Origin of the sequence: Chryseobacterium oranimense (assembly GCF_900129755.1) — a bacterium.
Taxonomy (GTDB): domain Bacteria; phylum Bacteroidota; class Bacteroidia; order Flavobacteriales; family Weeksellaceae; genus Chryseobacterium; species Chryseobacterium oranimense.
Map to the genome: position 1 here is coordinate 899,415 of NZ_FQWT01000001.1, position 19,663 is coordinate 919,077.

Consider the following 19,663-nt stretch of genomic DNA (forward strand, 5'->3'; position numbering starts at 1 on the left):
AGTTATGAAAAATATTATAATCTATGCAATATGTACATTTATCCTTGTTGGTTGTAAAAAGCAAGATGAATGGTTAGAGAAAAAATCAAATAAATCAGATATTATCCCATCTACCGTTGAAGATTTTCAGGCTTTACTAGATAATACTGATGTGATGAATACCAAATACCCTGCAATTGGATTAATTGGTGCTGACAATTCCTATATTTTAGATCAAACTGCCATCTCTGGTGGTACATTACAAGAAAGAAATGCATATAAGTGGTCAAGCGACATTTATGAGGGAGAGTTATTTGCTCCAGACTGGACTTATCCTTACCAAGTTATCGAATATTCTAATGTAGTACTTGATGGCATTGAAAAAATTAAAAATATTAATGATACTCGAATACCAGAAGTAAAAGGAACAGCATTATTTTTTAGAGCTTTTGCATATTATCAGTTAGCACAATTATATGCGAAACAATACAATGAAAGTACCGCAGATTCAGATCTAGGGCTTCCCCTTAAATTAAATTCCGATGTAAATGATTTGCCAAACCGTTCCACATTAAAAGAAACTTATGATAGAATTATTAATGATCTTATTGAAGCCGAATCTTTACTCCCTCTGCAAGTCAGTTACAAAACTCGGCCTACAAAATTAGCGGCAGAAAGCATGCTTTCAAAAGTATATTTTAATATGCAAAATTATACTAAGGCTAAAGAATTTGCAGATATTGTCCTTTCTAAAAATTCAGAACTTATTGATTTCAATACCTTAAGTACAACTGTGAATTTTCCATTTCCTACTGTTCGAGGTAATAATACTGAAATTATATTTTATGCACAAACTATTTCATATACTTTTAACAGTAGACAGGAATTATGTGTAATGAAAGATTTATTTGATACATATGAAAATGAAGATCTTCGTAAGGCAATTTTTTTCAAAAAAAATACCAATGGCGCAATTAACTTCGGTGGTAGATATACAGGAGCAGGCGCACTATTTTGTGGAATAGCTACAAACGAGATATTTTTGATTAGATCAGAATCATTGGCTAGATCGGGGAATTTTGTTGAAGCAATGAACGACTTAAACAAGCTTTTAAAAGAGAGGTGGAAAAAAGAAAATGGACGAAGTACATATTCAAATAAAACAGCTTCAAATCCTACTGAAGCTTTGTTATTAATAATTAATGAGCGCAGAAAAGAACTACCCTTTACTGCCAATTTAAGATGGGAAGATTTACGCCGTTTAAATATGGATGATAAATTTGCAAAAAAACTAACACGTAATATAGGCGTAAATATCTACACTCTAGAAGCCAATAGTCCAAGGTATGTATTCCCAATCCCTCCTGTAGAAATCAATTTTCATCCATTAACTCAAAATATTCGATAATGAAAATGATAGTCAAATTTATAATATTAGGCATTCTTTTGGTAAATTATGCTAATGCTCGAACTATTCAAACAAATTCGAAAGGCGGCAATAAAGTGGCATATTTAAGAATTATCATAAATGACTTAACTAAAAAAAATAATATCAAATTAGCTTATTGGGATAACGGATGGGGTGCTAATTCAGGTGTTAATAATAAAAATTTAACTTCCAACTCTGGAGAAAGAATAAAAATTGAATTTAAGAACAATGAATCATTTTTGTATGCTGATTTATCTGTAGAAAATGGGCAGACAATATTTAATAATTATATAATTGAACCTGGTGATGATTTAACTTTTAATATTGAAAGGAACATTATTACTGTTACCGGAAAGGGTAAAGAGAAATATGAACTCTTTTTTGATATCCAAAAAGATTTAAAAAAATTGTCCGTTCAAACTTTAGATTCGGTTCGAAAGTTAGAGAAAATATATGGTTATGAATACTTTGCTTTAAGAAAAACTGATATTACAAGCTATGAAAGAAGGTTTGATAATGCTTTTGTCTCATTAGAAAATTCTAAGTTGACGGCTTTAGGTGCATTGGAAAAATACCGAGATAAATTATCTAAATCAATTTATTCATTACTAAAGGCTAATATAACGTTCAAGTATAAAAATGACTACCAACAAGCTTATATCTTTTATACTTCCGAAGCTAATGCTCAAAATAAAGAATTTGCTGATTCTTGTATAAATAAACTAAAGAAGATTTACTCTGAAAATTTATTAAAATTCGACCAAAAATTTGACAGAGATATTCTTCTGTATTCCGACTATTACTACGATTTTATATTAACTGGTTTACGGAAAAAAGACTTCCCTCCACCTCAGGCAGTTGCATTTCTTAGAAAGGATTTTAGCGGACTATTTCAGGATAGGTTGTTAACCTCATATTTACTTGTTAAAAAATTACAATCTGACAAATATTCTGATATTATTATTGAAGTTACAAATTCAGTTAAAACACCTTACTGTATTGACTTATTAACAAAATATCGCGATAGTTCTTTGGCAGGAAGCTTAGCATATAATTTTTCTTTGCAGGATACTCTAGGAAACGTCGTAAAACAAAGTGATTTTTTAGGAAAAGTTTTGTTGATAGATTTTTATTTTACAGGCTGCACAAATTGCCGTATTCTTAACGATCAAATGACTGAAATATATAATATCTATAAAGATAATCCTAAAATAAAATTTATTAATATTAGTATCGACAAGAGTAAATATGAGTGGATTAAATCTGTGCGAAGTTTAGAATATTCGCATCGAGGAAGTTTAAACTTATATACTAACGGAAATGGTTCAGAAGAAAAACTTATTAGTCATTATAATATACGTGGATATCCAACAGTATTAATTATAGATAAGTTGGGAAAGATTGCAAGTTTAAATCCGCCTAGACCATATGATGAAAAAAATAGGATGAATTTAATTCAATTAATAAACTCACTTCTTTAAAATTTTAAGCCTAAGGTTTTACCAATAGATATCATCTTAGGCTTAAACTGTTCTTATTCCTATTCTTCAACCCATCTAGCATTTGTGTGATAAGGTTGGAAATTATTAGGATCGGTATTACTACCGGACGGATTGATTTTAGTGTAATCACAGGTTTGACTAGACTGAGTTACACAATCCCCCGAAGGTCTACTTGATTTTAATTGGTAAGTAGAACCAATTAGCACATATTCTCCAGCAGCTTTATTACTTGCAGTAAATGCGCTTCCAACGGCAAATACTACTGCCGCACCTAATAATAATTTAAAATTTTTCATAATAAAAAGTTTTTGATTTGTTGCTTACTCTGGTTGAAGGTTTTCAGCTTCCCCTTATTTTGGACCCAATAATTTTAATTCACTTATACTGATCTAAATTATTCTAGCGGGTTATAAAGTAAATGATTGGACGAATTTATCTTGTTTGCTGGATGGTAATTAACATAATCATAAAATATCAAAATAGCTCTTTAGTTGGAGTATGACTTTTAATTTTCCACTTCAAGATATAATGGAGATTATAGTGAAATAAATCGATTAATACGTAAATTTACAATCTGTTAGAAGTTTAAAATATCTTTATAATGGGAGTCAAAATCTAAGAACTCTAATAAAGAAAGAGATTAAATTAATAAATTCACTACAAAATTTAAGGTGCCATTAATGATAGCACCTTAAATATTCTTTAGTCCTCACCTTCAACCCATTGGGCATTTCTCGTATTAGGGGTGAAGTTATTTGGATCTGTATTACTGCCAGATGGATTAATTTTGGTATAATCACAAATTTGACTTGGCATTTCTCGGCATTCTCCGGCAGGTCGATTTGTTTTAAGCTCATAAGTATTAGGAGCGATTAAAACATATTCTCCTGCATAAGCTTTGTTGCTAGCAGTAAAAGCGCTTCCAACGGCAAATACTACTGCCGCACCTAATAATAATTTAAAATTTTTCATAATAAAAAGTTTTTGATTTGTTGCTTACTCTAGTTGAAGGTTTTCAGCTTCCCCTTATTTTGGACCCAATAATTTTAATTCATTTATACTGATCTAAATTATTGTAACTGGTTATAAAGTAAATGATCTGACAAGTTTTTCTTGTTTACTCGAATAGCGAGTGAAGTGATCACAACGAAAAAAAGGTTAAAAATTAAATGTTGTGGCCATGTTAGATTTTTTATGACGCCTCCACATGAACACGGCACATACTCAAAAACATGAAATAGAACTAGCGCTGTATAAATTGTAAATAAGCTCATCAAAAACAATGATGCATATAAACCTATCAATCTGGCTTTTTCAAATAATAGAGCAATTACAATTGAAATTTCAGTTATTGGTATTAACCACCTTAACAATGGTGTTAAGCTATTCGGAAAGGGCTGATTATTTAAATCATAAGTAAACCCCTTAAAATCAACAAATTTGCTTACACCAGTATAGAGGAACAAAATGACCAATAATACAACTACTATCTCCGTAAAAATTCTCTTTTTTTGCATGACAATGGTTTTTTAGCTTTTTCATTTCTCACAGTTGAAATTTAAAGGCTATTACCATTTTTTTTTCGATATAAATTTCAAACTGTCGTGAGAAATAATTCAAACAAATGTAGAGGGAGAAAACAACATGATGCAACATAATGATGTTACGATTCTAGAAAAACACCATAACTTTCCTTTATTCAAAGCAAAAATTCATATTGTAATAATTCTAGAATAATAACAAAAATGACGGTCTTTGGAAGCGCCATTCTTATAAATCACTTATTTTTTTTCTTTTTTTTATCAAATTCAAATGAAGTTTTACCATTTTCGTCAAGTATAATGTATGCATCAAACTTATTTCCTGATCTACTTTTCATGCCTTTCAAAAGTGATGTCCTTTTTTTGGTAATTAAGTTTTCCATTTCCTTATCACTTAGGGCAACCTCACAGACCTTCTTAAACTGAATCCATTCACAGTTCTTATCTGGACATTTTACTACATGTTCATTAAAGATTAAATTATGAGTTTTGCATTTTGGACATTTTAATTGCAATGTATTTGGTACAAACTCAGTAGATAGAAGTTCTGTGGTAATTTCTTTAGCATAGGCTTCCATTTCATTTTGAAATAGATTAGCATTTAACTCATTATTTTCTATCTTCTGAAGAGCAAGCTCCCATTGCGCAGTCATAGCGACATCGGCTATTTTCTTTTCTTTTACGAGTTCATAAACCTGAATTCCCTTTTTGGTTGGAACTAGATTTTTTTTCTCCCGGACAATATAATTTCGATCAAACAAAACTTCAATGATAGCTGCGCGAGTGGCTGGCGTTCCAATCCCAATATTATTAAGTGATTTACGCTCTTCTTCATTTTCAATTTGCTTCCCTGCATTTTCCATTGCCGATAGGAGACCTGCCTCAGTGTAAAGAACTGGCGGACGGGTCTTTTTTTCTAATATATTTGCCTCATTAACGCTGAGTGAATCACCCTCTTTTAATGTTGGTATATCCAATAATACCTCTTCATCATTGTCCTCATTTTTAAAGAGGTTTTGTATAGATCTCCATCCCGGATCAATCACACGGGCTCCTTTCAGAATAAATTCAAAGTGCAGTGATTCCAGCTTAACTTCAGTAATTTCTTTTGTACATTGGTAGCATATTGATTCAAGAAGCCTAATAGCAATCATATCATAGATAGCATTTTCCTTACTCGATAGGGCTGAAGGAATTTTATCTGTTATCAATAATGCATGATGATCTGTAACTTTAAGGTCATTCACAATTCTTTTATTGAATCGGCCCCATTTTACATTGTTTATCCGCTCTTTATAACCAACGCGATTCTCCAAAGCTCTGACTAGATCAGGGATCTCCGGCCAAATGTCATTAGATATATATTTACTGCCTGTTCGGGGATATGTAATGAATTTCTGCTCATATAAGCTTTGTGCAATTGATAAAGTCTCTTCGGCAGTAAGATCTAATTTCCTATTAGCTTCTTTTTGTAAAGAAGTTAAATCGAATAGTAGAGGTGGCTGTTCGTTTGAATTACGTTTATCGACTGAATTAACAATAGAACTTCCTAAACGCTCAATCGATTTTAATACTTCGGTAGCTTTTTCTTTATCATCCCATTTTTCCTTCGATATACTGGAGAAATAGAGTCCATCTTTTAAATATTTGAGTTCCAATTGCCAATAGGTTTCAATTTTAAAATTTTTATTGTCAATGTACCTCTTACAAATTAAGCTCAGAGTTGGTGTTTGCACTCTTCCTAGAGAATAAATTCCATTTCCAGCTTGTAAAGATAATGCCTGAGTTGAATTTATTCCCACAAGCCAATCCGCACGGCTTCTGGCTTGGGCAGCAAAAAATAATCCATCGAAATCGGTTCCTGGCTTTAGATTGGCAAAACCTTGGTCAATAGCTTTTTCTGTTAATGAGCTAATCCATAGTCGCTCAAAAGGTTTTTTACAATTCAAATAATTATAGATATATCTAAATATTAGTTCACCTTCTCTACCAGCGTCAGTTGCAACAATTATGCTGTCACATTGTTCAAAAATAGTTTCTATTATTTTTAATTGCCTAACTGCACTGGGATCGTCAAGATAACCTTTTTCTTTTTTGACTTTTCTTACTGTAAGTAAGAATGGATCTGGCAATATTGGTAAGTTGTCTTTTTGAAATCCGGTAATACCATATTCCGAAGGCATTCCCAAAGAAATTAAATGACCTATTGCCCAGGTAACGATATAGCCATTACCTTTTAAAAAACCTTCATTTTTTTCTGTTGCTCCCAAAAGTGCTGCAATTTCTCGCGCAACGCTTGGTTTTTCAGCTATTACTGCTTTCATATTAATTTATTTTAGGATACTCTTCGACCTCTTTTTTTAGGCGCATTGTTGGTTTCTTTTTGCGTGTTCTGCTGCCTTTTATTAGCAGGCGTACTTTGACCTGATTTTAATGGCTCCTTGATATTTTTAGTAGCTTCATTTGTTTTTCCATCGGAATTAACAGCGACCTGGGTTTTATGAGTTTCAGCTGTGGTTGCATTTTGTTTAAGTTTATTGGGGTTTTTAAAATTAAAATCCAATTCTCCTTTTTCTTTATTTAGCCATACATATCCCGGATATTCCTTCCCAGCACCATCCTTAAAATCGGTAATATATACTGTTTCACCCTTGCTAAGTTTATTATACTGGTCGAATGTAAATTCTTTCCTTCTAAAAGTTTTTGGTATTTCTGCAGATTGGTTTTGAGAGTTATCCTGTTTTTGAATTTTGGAATTTCCTTTATCAAATTGAAATTCAATATGACCTTTGAAAGCATTAAATTGGATTTCACCATTAAATAAAGTATCTCTTTTAGAAAGCATCCCTTCAAGATATACAGGCTTACCTTCCAATAAAAGATTTTTTTGATCGGGAGTAAGGGTCACTCCTTTGATAATATCATCAATACGCATCTTTTCAACCGGAAAAGAAACTAATTGATTTGTATCCTTATCTAGCGTTATCACATGGAAAGCCTTCGTATTATTATCTGTAATTAGTTCTACAGCTCTTCCCATATTTCCTCTTTCTAATAGGTTGGTTTTATCCTCTTCGGTAAATTCATGTCCTTGAAATTTTTTATCTAATTCAATTTCATTTTTTTTGGGAAGCATGTTAAATACCGCTAGACCATCCTTTCCCTGTTCAAGCCATAACTTAGCTTGGGTTTCAATTTCTTGATTTCCAACTTTTAACGATACTGTAAGCATGTCATTTGTTTTATAACCTTTTAAAAGAGAGTCCAAAAGATTGAATTTCTCAAATTCCTCGCGGCTGTATCCAAGATTTTCAAGGCTTTTCCAGTCGATTTTTTCAATGGAATAGTGATTACCATTACTATTTTCCGTTTTGTTTTGTTGTTTCGCCATAGTATTTTTATTATTGTTTTTACTCAAAATATCTTTTAGTCCTTCCAGAAGCTCTTTACCTTCAAGTTTTGCTGTATCAATAAATTGCTGCATTTTTTTCGCTATCATGACAGCAGTTTCAATAGGAACTTTAAAAAAATTGAAGCGTGTGGGATTGCCGATCTGACTAAAAAAATTCTTTAAAAAATTGGAAAGCATATCTTCATTTTTGTTGAGTTTCAAAAAAGAATTTTCTTTTCTTTTAGTTGGATCAACCGTTTCAAGCTCATCTTTTTCACCAGGTTTTTTGCCGGATTTTTTCTTTATTCCTTTAACCGCGAGAATTTTATTGGTTTCTGTATCATGGACAAGCAATGTATCTGTTAGATCATTTGCTTGATCAGATTTCTGATTTTTGGATTGATTAGTACTCATAACTCTAAATTTTTGTAAATCTCAGATCAAGGTATTTTATAAATCAATAGCAATAACTAAGTTGGAATTTTATGGTATTATTCGGCTTTCAATTTCCTCTTACGCTTAGTGGGAGTGTTAAAACTATCACGAATAAATTGGTGGACATCTGATAATTTGTAATAAAGCTTACCACTAATAGTGTAATAGAGTAATTTACCATCAGACCTGTATCTCTGTAATGAACGATTACTAATTTTTAGCATTTGAAGCAAATCCTGATTGTCTAGCAATTCTTCTCCATCAATTGCATTGTTAGTTTTCTTCATTTCTCTTACGCTCTCGGAAATCAAATCGAATCGATCCATGATTCTTTCCATCCAAGCAATAAATTCTAATCTGTCAATATTCATCTGTTTAAAATTTTTGTTCACAGACAAATTTCTTAGAGTAAAATAGCTCAGTAACCCAAGTTTAATCAAGAGCTGCCAAGAGAAATTGAAAATTTTTTTTTGTAATTTTTATTCTTCAGATGCTCCAATTCTCACGAATGAAAGGTTTCTATTTTGTTGGTTTATTAGGTCAACTTGGCATATCTTGGCATAACTTGGTAAAAAAAAGACAACCTATTGGCTGTCTTAATCAAATAATGTTATAGGTTCCTGCTCATGTATTCTTCTAAACTTACTTTAAGATGGTCAAGAAAAGCTGTTTTACTTCCGGACCTGACTTTCATTCGGTGGAAAGCATGGTGGAAATCGCCTAGTTCTATCTGGAAAAGTGTTTCAATTATGGTACTGATTTTTGATATTGCCAATCGACCATTGGATAAAGACCTGGCAGCATATAATGCATATATTAACTCTATTAGAGCGTTCTTAGAATCGGTCCAGAACATATCATCGTAATTGGTATATGTTAGCGATGGTGAATCATATTCATTGTCAGGGCTCAACCTATTTCTTATATAAGTATATAATAGTTCATCTGCAATGATATGAGCGACTTTATAGTCATAATATGTTGAAAAATTTGGATCGATTTCAAAGACAAAACTATTTAGTCCTTCTATTATATCAATATTTCCTAAAGCAAAATATTTCTTATCCAGATCTTTACGATCTGATTTTATATATCGATAAAAATCTGAATCTACAAAATGCTCCTGAAATTCTTTGTTTAATTTTTCAAGTTCATTTTCGAAATATATCTTATAAAGTTCACCAGCTTTTGTTGGACAAGATGTTTCAATTCTATATACCTTATTATAATAAATAAGCTTTCCTAGAAGTTGTGGTTTTACGTATTTAAAAAAATTGATCTCCTGATCTTTATCAATGAAACCTTTGTCTGATACAAGCTTTTTTGTTTCATTCAATAATTCTCGGAGAGAGGTCGCCATTTGATAGGCTTCTTTTATAACCTTTTCTTTAGTTAGCGTAATTTTGCATTCTTGAATTTCAATACGTTTTACTATTGTATCATAAATTGATTTTGTCATGGTAAAAATATATTTGAAAGGTTCTCATTATCAGGTCCAGTGATCAGCAGTCCTAAAAATATAATATTTTTCCCTTTGTGGCGATTTATTTAATTTATCAATTAATTATATATTATTTTGCTAATAACCTTTATTACATTTTTAAATTTTTATTGAAATATTTTATTCGTTCATAATTTGATTCATAAGCAATTTAAATTAATGTAAGGTGAAATTATTTGCTGTTTAATATTTGAGTGTGATTAGCAAATATTCGTTGTGTGATGTTTGATATAACAGGAACTAATTGACAAAATTTGTTCTAATAGGCGACTTACGTGCTAAGAGATAGATCTCCTTTATATATGGTCTAAACTATTGTAAATAAAAACCTTCCAAAATAAAGTTGGAAGGTTTAAAATGCTTGTATGATTTCTAATGCCATCTTTTTTTTGTTATTCTTTTTAAGATAGCATTACCATCACTACTTAATTCATTTAAGGATTTTTCTTTACCCTCTTGAATCCATTCTAATAGTTCCATTTTAGAAAAATGCAATCTATTTCCCTTTTTATAAAACGGTATTTCGCGTAGACAAACTTTAGAATATAATGTTGGTAATGATAATTTTAAAATTTTGCAAGCCTCTTTCGCATCAATAAATTCAAGTTCTGGCATTTCATTTTGGATACGATCCAATAAAATTTCTTCTAAACTTTCCAATCTTTCTTCAATTCTTCTAAGAATATTTGGTATTTGATCAAATGTATATTCCATTTTTTTTTTTTCAAGTTAATAAGACCTTGAAAAACGTTCTTGATAATGACTTGATCTGTCGTAATTTGTCTTTTGAAGGTATTTATAGCTTACTAACTATTTCATAAAATCTCAAAATTACTAGATATTTAAATTATCTGTTGGAGGATCAATCTGGTCGATATTTACGATGTTCTTACCTATATCAAATAAATTAATTTTAATTTTTTCAGAGGCTTCTTTTTTTAAACTGTCAACTATTTTCGCATATATCTCTGTTGTTTTGATATCTTTATGTCCCAATAGTTTTGAAACTGTATATATAGATGTTCCAGCAGCTATTTGTAAGGTCGCAAAGGTATGTCTGAAACCGTGGAAGGTGAAATGTTTTTCTATACCAGCATTTGCCAACCACTTTTTCAACTCTGCTACTGTGTTATGATAATTTAATCCTTCAAATACTCTTGAATCAGAATTTCCTCTTGGACCTAACAATTTTATAGTTTGATCAGATACTGGATGATATTCTGCATTCTCTGTTTTTTCCTGATTATATACTATATAATAATTGCCTTCGGTTCCATGAATTTCACTCCATAATAGCTTTTCAACATCTGAATATCTGAAACCGGTCATAGCAGAGAAAAGTCCTGCCTTTTTTACTATTGGATTTCGACACTCAGAATTTGCCATTCTTTCTAATTCCTCCATGAATAAAAATGGACGATGAGTTTCCTGCGGTGCAATACTGTCAATTATTGAACCTAGGTCTGTGGGTAAAAAGCGCTTTTTAAAAGCCTCCTTTAATGTCAGCTTAAATCTTCCAAAATAAGCTACGGCAGTATTCTTTTTTATGGTTTTTCTGCGTCCCAATGCGGGGCATGTTAACAAATAATCTGCATATTCCTCACATAGCGTTTCATTCAATTCATTAAATGGAATTTCGGGCCCAACAAAAGTCTTAAAATATCTAACAGACATTACCCAGTTATAACAGTTGTTTCTTTTTTTAGCTTCAGCTTCAAAGAATTCAATAAAGTTTGATTTCATCTTTTCTTCAGAAATAAAATCAAACCTCTTGCTTTGTAATTCTATATGCCTTTGAGCTCTTACATATTCTCCTAAAGCTAAAGTTTCTTTATTGAACTTCCTTTCAGTTTCGTTTTTGGGACGATTATAGATATATAATTTTAGATAGTGTTTTCGTTCCATTTTTCCTGTTTCTGGATTATAAATGGGAGGCCATATGTCCAGAAATAAAGATTGTCTGCCTTTTGATATAGGTTTTTTCCTTAATGTTACTTTTGACATAATTTTGGATTTTTGAGTAATATTAAAAATTGATAGTGTAAGCCAGATTTTATGGCTCTCTTAGGGGAAATTTGGCGTCAGAATGCCAAATAAATTGGTGTTATCCTGAATAAATACCCAACTCAATCCTCTTTAAAATATGCTCAATTTTAACTCTTGGTACATATACAAATTTGCCCTTCTGAAATTTTGGGATATTATGTCTTTCTATAAGATTTTTTAAGGAAGTCGGAGAGATATTATACTCTTTTTGAATTTGACCCATTGTGAAGCAATCCTTTAAAGGTGTCCATTCAATCTTTTCCAAATCTTCTGTTGGATTTTGGATTACTTTTGGCTTGACTTCAAATAATGCATCAATATCTTTCTTTAATAGACGAATCTTTCTGATGGATAAATTAGCTGCAGGAATACTGCCATTTTTAACCATTCGATAGACTGTTCTCTTATCACATTTCAATAAAATAGAAGCTTCCTTGACTGTTAAGTAATCAAGGGTTTTGAGGGCAAAATAAGAGTTAGGATCTTCTTTAGGTTTTGATTGAGGTTTGGAAACTTCCTGAGTTGCTTCAGTCAATTTTTCTCTAAGTTCCCTAACATTAATCTTGTAAGCTCTGGAATTACAGGTTTTGCAACAGTATCTGGTTACTGTTGTTTGGGCAATAAATTCAAGTCCACAATGTTCGCAAATCTTCTTGATTTTCATAATATTTTATTTGTGGAAGAGATAATTTGGCTTAAGGTACATTATGGTACATTTAAGTACAATTAGGTACAATAAATTACCTTAAGTGACACTAACTCTCCCGAGTTAAAAAAAATAAAATATTATTGGTTTGAGGGACAACTGGGGGACAAAACTGAACAAAACTAACCAAACTTTGAAAAACTCATACAAAATCAATATTTTTGCAAATAGCTAATAATCAATCGTTTGGTTTGTTTTAGTTTGTTTTATTTGTCGTACTTATTTGCCGATACAAAACTTAGAAAAAATATTCCCCAGCACCTCATCATTCGTCACTTCGCCTGAAATTTCACCAAGATGTTCCAGGGCATTTCTTAGTTCATAAGCAAGCAGTTCTGTAGAAATCTGGAAAGAAATGGCTTCTTTCACTTTATGAGTTGCCTCTAAAGATTTACGAAGAGCTTCAAAATGCCTCTGATTGGTAATAACCACATTATTTTCCTGGGATTTTAGCTGCTCAACGTAGGAAGAGAGTTCGTTTTTAAGGTCCTGGATATTTTGGTTTTCCACTGCAGATATCCTGATAAAATCAAAATCCTGATCAATTTCTTTTCTGAAAATATCTTCTACAGCTTCATATTTTGGAGGAAGCACCTCATCTATTTTTGTAGCACAGATAATCAGCTTCAGATCGTCTCTCTGCAAAGATTTTATCATTTCAATATCCTCAGAATAATCTTCTGTAGCGGCATCTGCAAGGTAAACCAGGATATTGGCGTTATCTACTTTTTCCTTGGCTTTTTTCACTCCGATAGCTTCAATTTCATCCTGGGTTTCACGAAGTCCGGCCGTATCAATCAGACGGAATGCATGACCTTTGATATGCAGCACCTCTTCAATGGTATCTCTTGTTGTTCCTGCAATATTGCTGACAATCGCTCTTTCCTCCTTCAATAAAGCATTTAACAGGGTAGATTTTCCGGCATTGGGTTTCCCGATGATGGCAACCGCAGTTCCGTTTTTGATGGCATTTCCATATTGGAAACTTTCAATAAGAGAATCTAATTTCAATTCGATTTTATCCAGCAATCCGTTCAGGGCTGTTCTGTCTGCGAATTCCACATCTTCCTCAGCAAAATCCAGCTCGAGTTCGATCAGGGAAACGAAATTCAGAAGATCTGTTCTTAAAATTGATATTTCATTGGTAATTCCACCTTTCAGCTGATTGATCGCTACTTTTCTTGAAGCTTCGTTTTCAGAAGCAATGACGTCTGCAATGGCTTCTGCCTGCGAAAGGTCTATTCTTCCGTTGATAAAGGCACGAAGGGTAAATTCTCCCGCTTTTGCCATTCTCGCCCCGTTTTTGATCAGCGTTTCCAGAATACGTTTTCCGATATGCGGTGAACCGTGAAAAGCTATTTCCACAGAATTTTCCGTCGTAAAGCTTTTAGGAGCCAGAAAAATAGAAAGCATCACTTCATCAATAGCTTCTTCGCCATCCATAAAATAACCGTAGTGGATGGTATGAGACTTTTGCTTTTCCAGTTTTTTGGAAGGAAAACTTTTCTGAACAACCGGTAAAGCATCATTCCCTGAAACTCTGATAATCCCTAAAGCTCCTACTCCATTGGCCGTGGCCAGTGCACAAATCGTATCGTTATTCATAGTGCAAATTTACGTTTTTTCAGACTAATTTCTGAAGGAGTATTCTATACAGATTGTCTATGCTTCTGATTGAAGGTTTTCGATGTACAAAAATTTTAAGCTTATAAAGGACAAACAATGAAGCAATCTCAAGGAGTGATTATTTATATTAAAATATTTTTCTCTTAAAAAACAATCTGAGTCATTCATGAAATCTGTGAGATTTTAAATGATTATTTTTTAATAACTATAAAATTGCTTCATCATTTTATTCCCCTCAACAGCAGTTTATTTTTGCTTTCTTCCCAATTCTTCTGCTTTCTGAAGCCATTTTGAGCGCTGAATGTCTGTGGAATTTCTTATAATACCCAAGTAAGTAACCTTAACAGGTTTTACCCCACAGAATTCCAGAGTTGATTTTTTCAGCTGATTAATACTTGGCCTTCCGTAAAAAAGCCTGTAATACCATCCAGGCTGATCAAGGGTTGTGATGATATGGCCTGTTTTACCTTTCAGCAGCTTATCCCACCAAACGGAGTTTTCCCTGTAACGATATGCAAATCCCGGAAGAAAAAGCCTGTCTATAAAGCCTTTCATCAGTGCAGGCATACCTCCCCACCACACCGGATGAATCCAGACCAGATGATCCGCCCATTGTATCGTTTCCCATGCATTCAGCAGGTCGGGTTCCAGCTCCATTCTCTGCTGGTAACCGAAGTGAAGAACAGGATCAAAATTCAGTTCAGCTATTATAATTTCTCTTACTTCCGATCCTGATTTTTCAGCTCTTATTCTGTAGGCTTCCGCAATTCCGAAGTTGAAGGAATTTTTATTGGGATGCCCGTTGATAATGGCTATTTTTTTCATCGCGAGGATTTTATATTAATAGTTTCATAAGCTTTGAGTTTTTCCAGAAGAGAAGAAGGCTGATGCAGCTGATGACTGAAGTATACCTTATTTTCATGGGTCTTTTTCAAGAGTTCTTCCGTATGAAGTACCGCAGAAAGCGCCGTCAGTTCTGCCTGACCTTTTGTACTCTGAAGGCTAAGCTTTTCATTGCCGTTTTTAGTTTTAATCACAATTTCAAATACGCTTTGGTCACCGTTTCCACTTGATCCGAAAATCATTTTCCGCTCTTTTAGTGATAAGATATTAAAAAGCCTGATTTTTTGAAATGCCCCCAAAAGCCAGGTTATAAATTTTGAATTATACGTCATCTTAACGCTTACATTGGGTATTTTTTCAATCTGATTGAGAATATATAAATCCGGTACATCAAAATTATAAGCTTCCCTTTTCCCAATTCCGAAAGAAAAATCAAAATCTTCTGAATCTAAAAAATGCTTTACAGGGACTGACCTGTTATTTTCATATCTGATAAAAGGCTTTGCCACATTTTCAGCCATAAAGTGAGCCGAACTCTCTCCTGCAAGGTCTTTTACGGAATAGTACACGAAAAGTTTCACTTCCTGAATATCCTGCATATTGCCAGCCAGCGTTTTTACCAGACCATTGACGATACCTCCCATCCATCCGGAACTGAATACGATTCTGCTCTGTATTGCTTTATTTTTTGCAATGGCATAGGCTTTTACAAGATCGGGAGTAGGCTTAGTGATGTCCAGATAATCTATTTTATTTTCTATAACGAAACGAAGAATATGGTCTTCCTTATCGTTTACGGAAAGAATAACCAGATCAATTTCCTTTTCCTTGATCATTCGAAAAGTGCGAGGGTCCGTCACATCAATTTTAAGATGATTCCCTGTCCCTCCTTTTCTGCCACCAATAAAAATATTGACATCCGGATTTCTCGATTTCAGAATGCGGATAATTGTTTTACCTACAAGGCCATTCCCTCCAACGACCAGAATATTGTGCTCCATATATTTTTTTTACAAAATTATAGAGCCCTATCACGGTAGTATAGGACAAATGTCTAAAACGGAAATCTCAGGTCTATTTTTTACCTCTCAATGAGCCCGCCTGTTGTTTATTTATACGGTAACTTCTTTCCTGATTCTGCTCAGGTGCCTTTGAGTAATTCCTAAATAGGAGGCTAAGTATTGCAGCGGAATTTTCTGAACATAATCAGGCTGATGGCCAATCAAAGCCTCATACCTTTGTGCTGCGCTATCTCTCTGGAGCTGAAAAAATCTTTTTTCAAGTTCCAGATATTCCTGTTCTGCAATTATTTTTAAAAATTTGGTCCAGTTCAGATCATCTTTTACCAGACTATCCACAACATCTTTTTTTAAAACCATCAGATCGGCATCGGTTATGGCCTGCATATTTTCCCTGCTGGGACAATCTGAAATGAAGGAAGAATAACCCGCCATAAGCTGATCGGGAAACCGGAAACAATAGGTCATATCCTTTCCCGTATCTGAAATATAGTAGGAACGAAAAATCCCGGATACAATAAATGCTATTTCACGGCATTTGTCGCCTTCCTGTACAAAAAAATCATTTTTATATACTTTTCTGGCTTCAAAAAGCTGTAAGAAATCCCGGATCTCATTTTCTGAGAATATATTAAAGCTTCGGAAATAGTTTTCTATCATATTTCAAGTTATACTGGAATTCTGAATATTTCAGCGAAATTAAACAAATACAAACTTCATTGCAAACATTGGGAATCTGTATTTAAGTAAAACTAAGATATGCTCAGGTTATTTGAATGGGTATCGTTGAAAAAATAAAACCACTTCAGAACGAAATGGTTTTACCTGCTTTGAATTTACTAAGTATATGAAGATATGAATGATGTTTTGTTGATACAAAGATAGATGGTCCCGCACAATCTTCTGTCAGGGGAATCCCTACAATTATTACCGTAAAAATACGGTTGTATTTATAAAAAAAGCCCTGCAGATCTCTCTACAGGGCTTCAGGGATTTATCTAACAATTATAATGTTCATATTTTAAGTTTAAGTCTCAATGTTTATGGCCAGGCAGTTATATTCCTATTTGCCATTCCATCATCTTTAAAGCGGGCTTACCAGTTCAAGGAACCAGGCTTTAACATCTCCTTCAAGGTGTGGTCCTATCTTTTCCTCACAGGTTTTGTGGTAATCATTCAGCCATGCAATTTCTTTTTCAGAAAGGATTTCTGTCACAATGGTATCTTTAAAGAACGGGCAGAAAGTAAGGGTTTCAAATTCGTAGAAGGTTCCGTGAATTGTTTTTTCCGCTTCTTTTACAGCGATCAGGTTTTCATGACGGATTCCGTATTCCCCTTCCAGGTAGTATCCCGGTTCATTGGAACATACCATTCCAGGAAGAAGATCCTGCGGGTTCATATCTTTTCTGATGTTCTGAGGACCTTCGTGAACATTCATAAAGCTTCCCACTCCATGACCTGTTCCGTGATTGAAGTCTTTCCCTTCCATCCATAAAGGAAGCCTTGCAATAGCATCAAGGTGAACACCTTTTGTTCCTTTCGGGAATTTCACCATGGATAAACGGATCAGACCCTGAAGCACCAATGTTGAATTCCTTTTGAAATCCTCAGAAGCTGCTCCCAGAGCAAAAGTTCTTGTAATATCGGTAGTTCCTTCAAGATATTGTCCTCCTGAATCCACCAGAATGGTTGCCTCATTGGTCACCTCTTTGCTTCCCTCACTTTTGGCGGAATAATGCATAATAGCACCGTTATCTTTATATCCTACAATGCTTCCGAAGCTTTCTCCCACGAAGTTTTCTCCTTCTGCACGGAAACCTCTCAGCTTCTCCCCGATAGAGTATTCGTTCATGCTTTCTTTCCCTGCATTGTGAGTCAGCCAGTAAAGGAATTTTACCATAGCAACACCGTCTCTTACCATTACGGTTCTGAAGCCCTCCAGCTCAGTTTCATTTTTTTGAGCTTTCATCAGGTTGCCGGGAACCGGAGCTTTTGTAAACTGGTTGTTTTCTTTAAGAGTTTCAAAAATCATCTGGTTGCTGTTGGGAGAAACCAATACGTTTTCATTTTTGAATGCTTTCAGATAATTGTAAAACTCTTCGTAAGGCATCATCTTCACAAAGGAATCATCCATCTGTTTCCTTGCTTCCACTTCCAGTTTTTCAAGGTCTGTGAAAAGCACTGCATCATTTTTGGTAATGACTACATAGCCTAAAAATACAGGGTTACTTTGTACATCGCTTCCTCTTAGGTTCAGGGTCCAGGCTACATCATCAAGGCTTGACACAATATGAACGGTAGTTCCCAGCTCTTCCATTTTCTGACGGATTGCTCCCAACTTATCGGTAACAGATTTTCCGGCTCTTTCTACCGGATGTACAAAAATTGGATTTTTCGAAGGCGTTCCCCGCTCTTTCCAGATCTCTTTTAAGAGCGGAAGATCAACCAAGGTTATGTTTTTTGACTGTAATTTCTGTGAAAGCAGTTCCCAATTGGCATTTGAAGTGGCAACAGCATTGACGGCTACTTTACCGCCCGCAGGAATTTCGGAAATAATCCAGTCTATATAATTGGGAGTCTCTTCCATACCGTCTTTGAAAAGATCGATTCCTGAACCTTCCAGCTCAAGGGCTGCCTGGGTAAAATACCTTCCATCTGTCCAGAGGCCTGCTTTGTCCTTTGTTATTACCACAAAACCTGCAGAACCTAAAAATCCTGACAGCCAGGCTCTTTCCTGCCATTCTTCAGGCAAATATTCGCTCATATGCGGATCTGCAGAATATACTATAAATGCATCAACATTATTTTTCTGCATTTCTTCACGAAGCGCAGCCACTTTTTCCTTTGAAGTCATTCTTTTCTTTTTTTAAACACCGAAAGTTACGAAAAAATGAGGTTCAGAAGTGAAATCAGGAGCGTATTTTCGTTAATGATTTGTTATTTTTTTCTTTACAAACCATCCGGGCAAATGTAAACTTCCAATTGTTGTGAAATTGTGTGGAATAAGTTCTTTGATCTTTACGATTTAATTAAAATAATATACAATATCAATTTCAATAATGATTTAGATACCACAAAAACAATATTATCATTAAACATATAAAGTTTTGGAAAGATTATTGCTACTATTCACCGTATGAGAGAGCAGAATTACAAAAACCACAGAAAGTTTTATCCGCCGCATCATTTCATATATCTTCCGCTACTCATCGTGCTGGAAATTTATGGAATTTATAAGATCTGGAATGATATGGAAAACCAGCTGATCTGGATATTATTTTCTATTGTCATATTTCTGCTTTTCTATCTGGCTTTTATGACGAGGCAGCATTATGCGCTTGGGCTTCAAAACCGTATGGTAATGCTTGAATTTAAACAGCGGTATTTTGAGATTTTCGGGCAAAGATCTGATGAAGTTGCCGACAAGCTGAAATTTGACCAGATCGCAGCATTGAGGTTTGCCTATGATGATGAATTCAAAGAGCTATTGTACAAAGCACTTCACGAAAACATCTCCGGCGATGAGATAAAGCGCTCCATCAAAAACTGGAGAGCCGACCACCAAAGAATCTAATTATAACACCAAAATATTTATATCATGAAAAAGTTGACTTTATACAGTATGACCCTATTCACGTTGTTAAC

18 protein-coding genes are annotated in these 19,663 nt (G+C 33.8%); 3 read left to right on the forward strand and 15 right to left on the reverse strand.

Annotated elements, in window-relative coordinates; genetic code table 11:
- The first annotated feature begins 4 nt into the window (after positions 1-4).
- Positions 5-1,387, forward strand: a complete 1,383-nt coding sequence (locus BUB03_RS04080) for a RagB/SusD family nutrient uptake outer membrane protein (RefSeq protein ID WP_048506295.1) — start codon at positions 5-7, stop codon at positions 1,385-1,387.
- Positions 1,387-2,889: a TlpA family protein disulfide reductase gene (locus tag BUB03_RS04085; protein ID WP_048506294.1), complete on the forward strand. Its 1,503-nt coding sequence runs from the start codon at positions 1,387-1,389 to the stop codon at positions 2,887-2,889. Before BUB03_RS04080 ends, BUB03_RS04085 begins: the two co-directional genes overlap by 1 nt.
- Before the next feature lie 59 nt (positions 2,890-2,948).
- Here BUB03_RS04085 and BUB03_RS04090 read toward each other — a convergent pair whose 3' ends face one another.
- The 15 genes from BUB03_RS04090 to BUB03_RS04160 form a co-directional block, all read right to left on the reverse strand.
- Positions 2,949-3,206, reverse strand: a complete 258-nt coding sequence (locus BUB03_RS04090; protein WP_048506293.1) for a DUF6520 family protein — start codon at positions 3,204-3,206, stop codon at positions 2,949-2,951.
- A 406-nt stretch (positions 3,207-3,612) separates the two neighbouring features.
- A complete protein-coding gene (locus tag BUB03_RS04095; protein ID WP_048506292.1) occupies positions 3,613-3,882 on the reverse strand; it encodes a DUF6520 family protein in 270 nt (89 codons plus the stop codon).
- A gap of 98 nt (positions 3,883-3,980) precedes the next feature.
- Positions 3,981-4,427 (reverse strand): MauE/DoxX family redox-associated membrane protein, encoded by a 447-nt coding sequence (locus tag BUB03_RS22250; protein ID WP_048506291.1) that lies wholly within the window; start codon positions 4,425-4,427, stop codon positions 3,981-3,983.
- 260 nt (positions 4,428-4,687) lie between these two features.
- On the reverse strand, positions 4,688-6,775 hold the full coding sequence (locus BUB03_RS04105; RefSeq protein ID WP_073060415.1) for a type IA DNA topoisomerase: 2,088 nt from the start codon (positions 6,773-6,775) through the stop codon (positions 4,688-4,690).
- Between the two features lie 11 nt (positions 6,776-6,786).
- Positions 6,787-8,256, reverse strand: a complete 1,470-nt coding sequence (locus tag BUB03_RS04110) for a DUF3945 domain-containing protein (RefSeq protein ID WP_048506289.1) — start codon at positions 8,254-8,256, stop codon at positions 6,787-6,789.
- Positions 8,257-8,333: 77 nt separating this feature from the next.
- Positions 8,334-8,648, reverse strand: coding sequence for a helix-turn-helix domain-containing protein (locus BUB03_RS04115; RefSeq protein WP_048506288.1), 315 nt, complete (start codon positions 8,646-8,648; stop codon positions 8,334-8,336).
- A 239-nt stretch (positions 8,649-8,887) separates the two neighbouring features.
- Positions 8,888-9,736, reverse strand: a complete 849-nt coding sequence (locus tag BUB03_RS04120; protein WP_048506287.1) for an RteC domain-containing protein — start codon at positions 9,734-9,736, stop codon at positions 8,888-8,890.
- A 414-nt stretch (positions 9,737-10,150) separates the two neighbouring features.
- Positions 10,151-10,492, reverse strand: coding sequence for a helix-turn-helix domain-containing protein (locus tag BUB03_RS04125; protein WP_048506286.1), 342 nt, complete (start codon positions 10,490-10,492; stop codon positions 10,151-10,153).
- Positions 10,493-10,612: 120 nt separating this feature from the next.
- Positions 10,613-11,782 (reverse strand): site-specific integrase, encoded by a 1,170-nt coding sequence (locus BUB03_RS04130; RefSeq protein ID WP_073060417.1) that lies wholly within the window; start codon positions 11,780-11,782, stop codon positions 10,613-10,615.
- A 100-nt stretch (positions 11,783-11,882) separates the two neighbouring features.
- Positions 11,883-12,488 carry a helix-turn-helix domain-containing protein gene (locus BUB03_RS04135; protein ID WP_048506285.1) on the reverse strand — a complete coding sequence of 202 codons (606 nt, stop codon included), beginning with the start codon at positions 12,486-12,488 and terminating at the stop codon, positions 11,883-11,885.
- A 261-nt stretch (positions 12,489-12,749) separates the two neighbouring features.
- Positions 12,750-14,135 (reverse strand): tRNA uridine-5-carboxymethylaminomethyl(34) synthesis GTPase MnmE, encoded by a 1,386-nt coding sequence (gene mnmE / locus BUB03_RS04140; protein WP_073060420.1) that lies wholly within the window; start codon positions 14,133-14,135, stop codon positions 12,750-12,752.
- Positions 14,136-14,402: 267 nt separating this feature from the next.
- The gene (locus BUB03_RS04145) at positions 14,403-14,981 is read right to left on the reverse strand and encodes an NAD(P)H-dependent oxidoreductase (RefSeq protein WP_073060423.1); all 579 of its coding nucleotides are present in this window, start codon (positions 14,979-14,981) and stop codon (positions 14,403-14,405) included.
- Positions 14,978-16,000 (reverse strand): saccharopine dehydrogenase family protein, encoded by a 1,023-nt coding sequence (locus tag BUB03_RS04150; protein ID WP_073060425.1) that lies wholly within the window; start codon positions 15,998-16,000, stop codon positions 14,978-14,980. The genes BUB03_RS04145 and BUB03_RS04150 overlap by 4 nt, the downstream gene beginning before the upstream one ends.
- 111 nt (positions 16,001-16,111) lie before the next feature.
- Positions 16,112-16,678, reverse strand: coding sequence for a Crp/Fnr family transcriptional regulator (locus BUB03_RS04155; protein WP_040998868.1), 567 nt, complete (start codon positions 16,676-16,678; stop codon positions 16,112-16,114).
- A gap of 424 nt (positions 16,679-17,102) precedes the next feature.
- Positions 17,103-18,872, reverse strand: coding sequence for an aminopeptidase P family protein (locus BUB03_RS04160; RefSeq protein ID WP_073060428.1), 1,770 nt, complete (start codon positions 18,870-18,872; stop codon positions 17,103-17,105).
- 282 nt (positions 18,873-19,154) lie between these two features.
- Here BUB03_RS04160 and BUB03_RS04165 point away from each other — a divergent pair, with 282 nt between their 5' ends.
- On the forward strand, positions 19,155-19,592 hold the full coding sequence (locus tag BUB03_RS04165) for a DUF6526 family protein (RefSeq protein WP_073060431.1): 438 nt from the start codon (positions 19,155-19,157) through the stop codon (positions 19,590-19,592).
- Positions 19,593-19,663: the final 71 nt, after the last annotated feature.

Excerpts from the sequence above, each read along its gene's own strand:
- BUB03_RS04095 (WP_048506292.1), bottom strand. The coding sequence starts at position 3,882 with ATGAAAAATTTTAAATTATTATTAGGTGCGGCAGTAGTATTTGCCGTT.
- BUB03_RS04115 (WP_048506288.1), bottom strand. The coding sequence starts at position 8,648 with ATGAATATTGACAGATTAGAATTTATTGCTTGGATGGAAAGAATCATG.
- BUB03_RS04125 (WP_048506286.1), bottom strand. The coding sequence starts at position 10,492 with ATGGAATATACATTTGATCAAATACCAAATATTCTTAGAAGAATTGAA.
- mnmE (WP_073060420.1), bottom strand. The coding sequence starts at position 14,135 with ATGAATAACGATACGATTTGTGCACTGGCCACGGCCAATGGAGTAGGA.
- BUB03_RS04150 (WP_073060425.1), bottom strand. The coding sequence starts at position 16,000 with ATGGAGCACAATATTCTGGTCGTTGGAGGGAATGGCCTTGTAGGTAAA.
- BUB03_RS04165 (WP_073060431.1), top strand. The coding sequence starts at position 19,155 with ATGAGAGAGCAGAATTACAAAAACCACAGAAAGTTTTATCCGCCGCAT.
- BUB03_RS04080 (WP_048506295.1), top strand. The coding sequence starts at position 5 with ATGAAAAATATTATAATCTATGCAATATGTACATTTATCCTTGTTGGT.
- BUB03_RS04155 (WP_040998868.1), bottom strand. The coding sequence starts at position 16,678 with ATGATAGAAAACTATTTCCGAAGCTTTAATATATTCTCAGAAAATGAG.
- BUB03_RS04135 (WP_048506285.1), bottom strand. The coding sequence starts at position 12,488 with ATGAAAATCAAGAAGATTTGCGAACATTGTGGACTTGAATTTATTGCC.
- BUB03_RS04120 (WP_048506287.1), bottom strand. The coding sequence starts at position 9,736 with ATGACAAAATCAATTTATGATACAATAGTAAAACGTATTGAAATTCAA.
- BUB03_RS04105 (WP_073060415.1), bottom strand. The coding sequence starts at position 6,775 with ATGAAAGCAGTAATAGCTGAAAAACCAAGCGTTGCGCGAGAAATTGCA.
- BUB03_RS04145 (WP_073060423.1), bottom strand. The coding sequence starts at position 14,981 with ATGAAAAAAATAGCCATTATCAACGGGCATCCCAATAAAAATTCCTTC.
- BUB03_RS04160 (WP_073060428.1), bottom strand. The coding sequence starts at position 18,872 with ATGACTTCAAAGGAAAAAGTGGCTGCGCTTCGTGAAGAAATGCAGAAA.
- BUB03_RS04130 (WP_073060417.1), bottom strand. The coding sequence starts at position 11,782 with ATGTCAAAAGTAACATTAAGGAAAAAACCTATATCAAAAGGCAGACAA.
- BUB03_RS04090 (WP_048506293.1), bottom strand. The coding sequence starts at position 3,206 with ATGAAAAATTTTAAATTATTATTAGGTGCGGCAGTAGTATTTGCCGTT.
- BUB03_RS22250 (WP_048506291.1), bottom strand. The coding sequence starts at position 4,427 with ATGCAAAAAAAGAGAATTTTTACGGAGATAGTAGTTGTATTATTGGTC.
- BUB03_RS04110 (WP_048506289.1), bottom strand. The coding sequence starts at position 8,256 with ATGAGTACTAATCAATCCAAAAATCAGAAATCTGATCAAGCAAATGAT.
- BUB03_RS04085 (WP_048506294.1), top strand. The coding sequence starts at position 1,387 with ATGAAAATGATAGTCAAATTTATAATATTAGGCATTCTTTTGGTAAAT.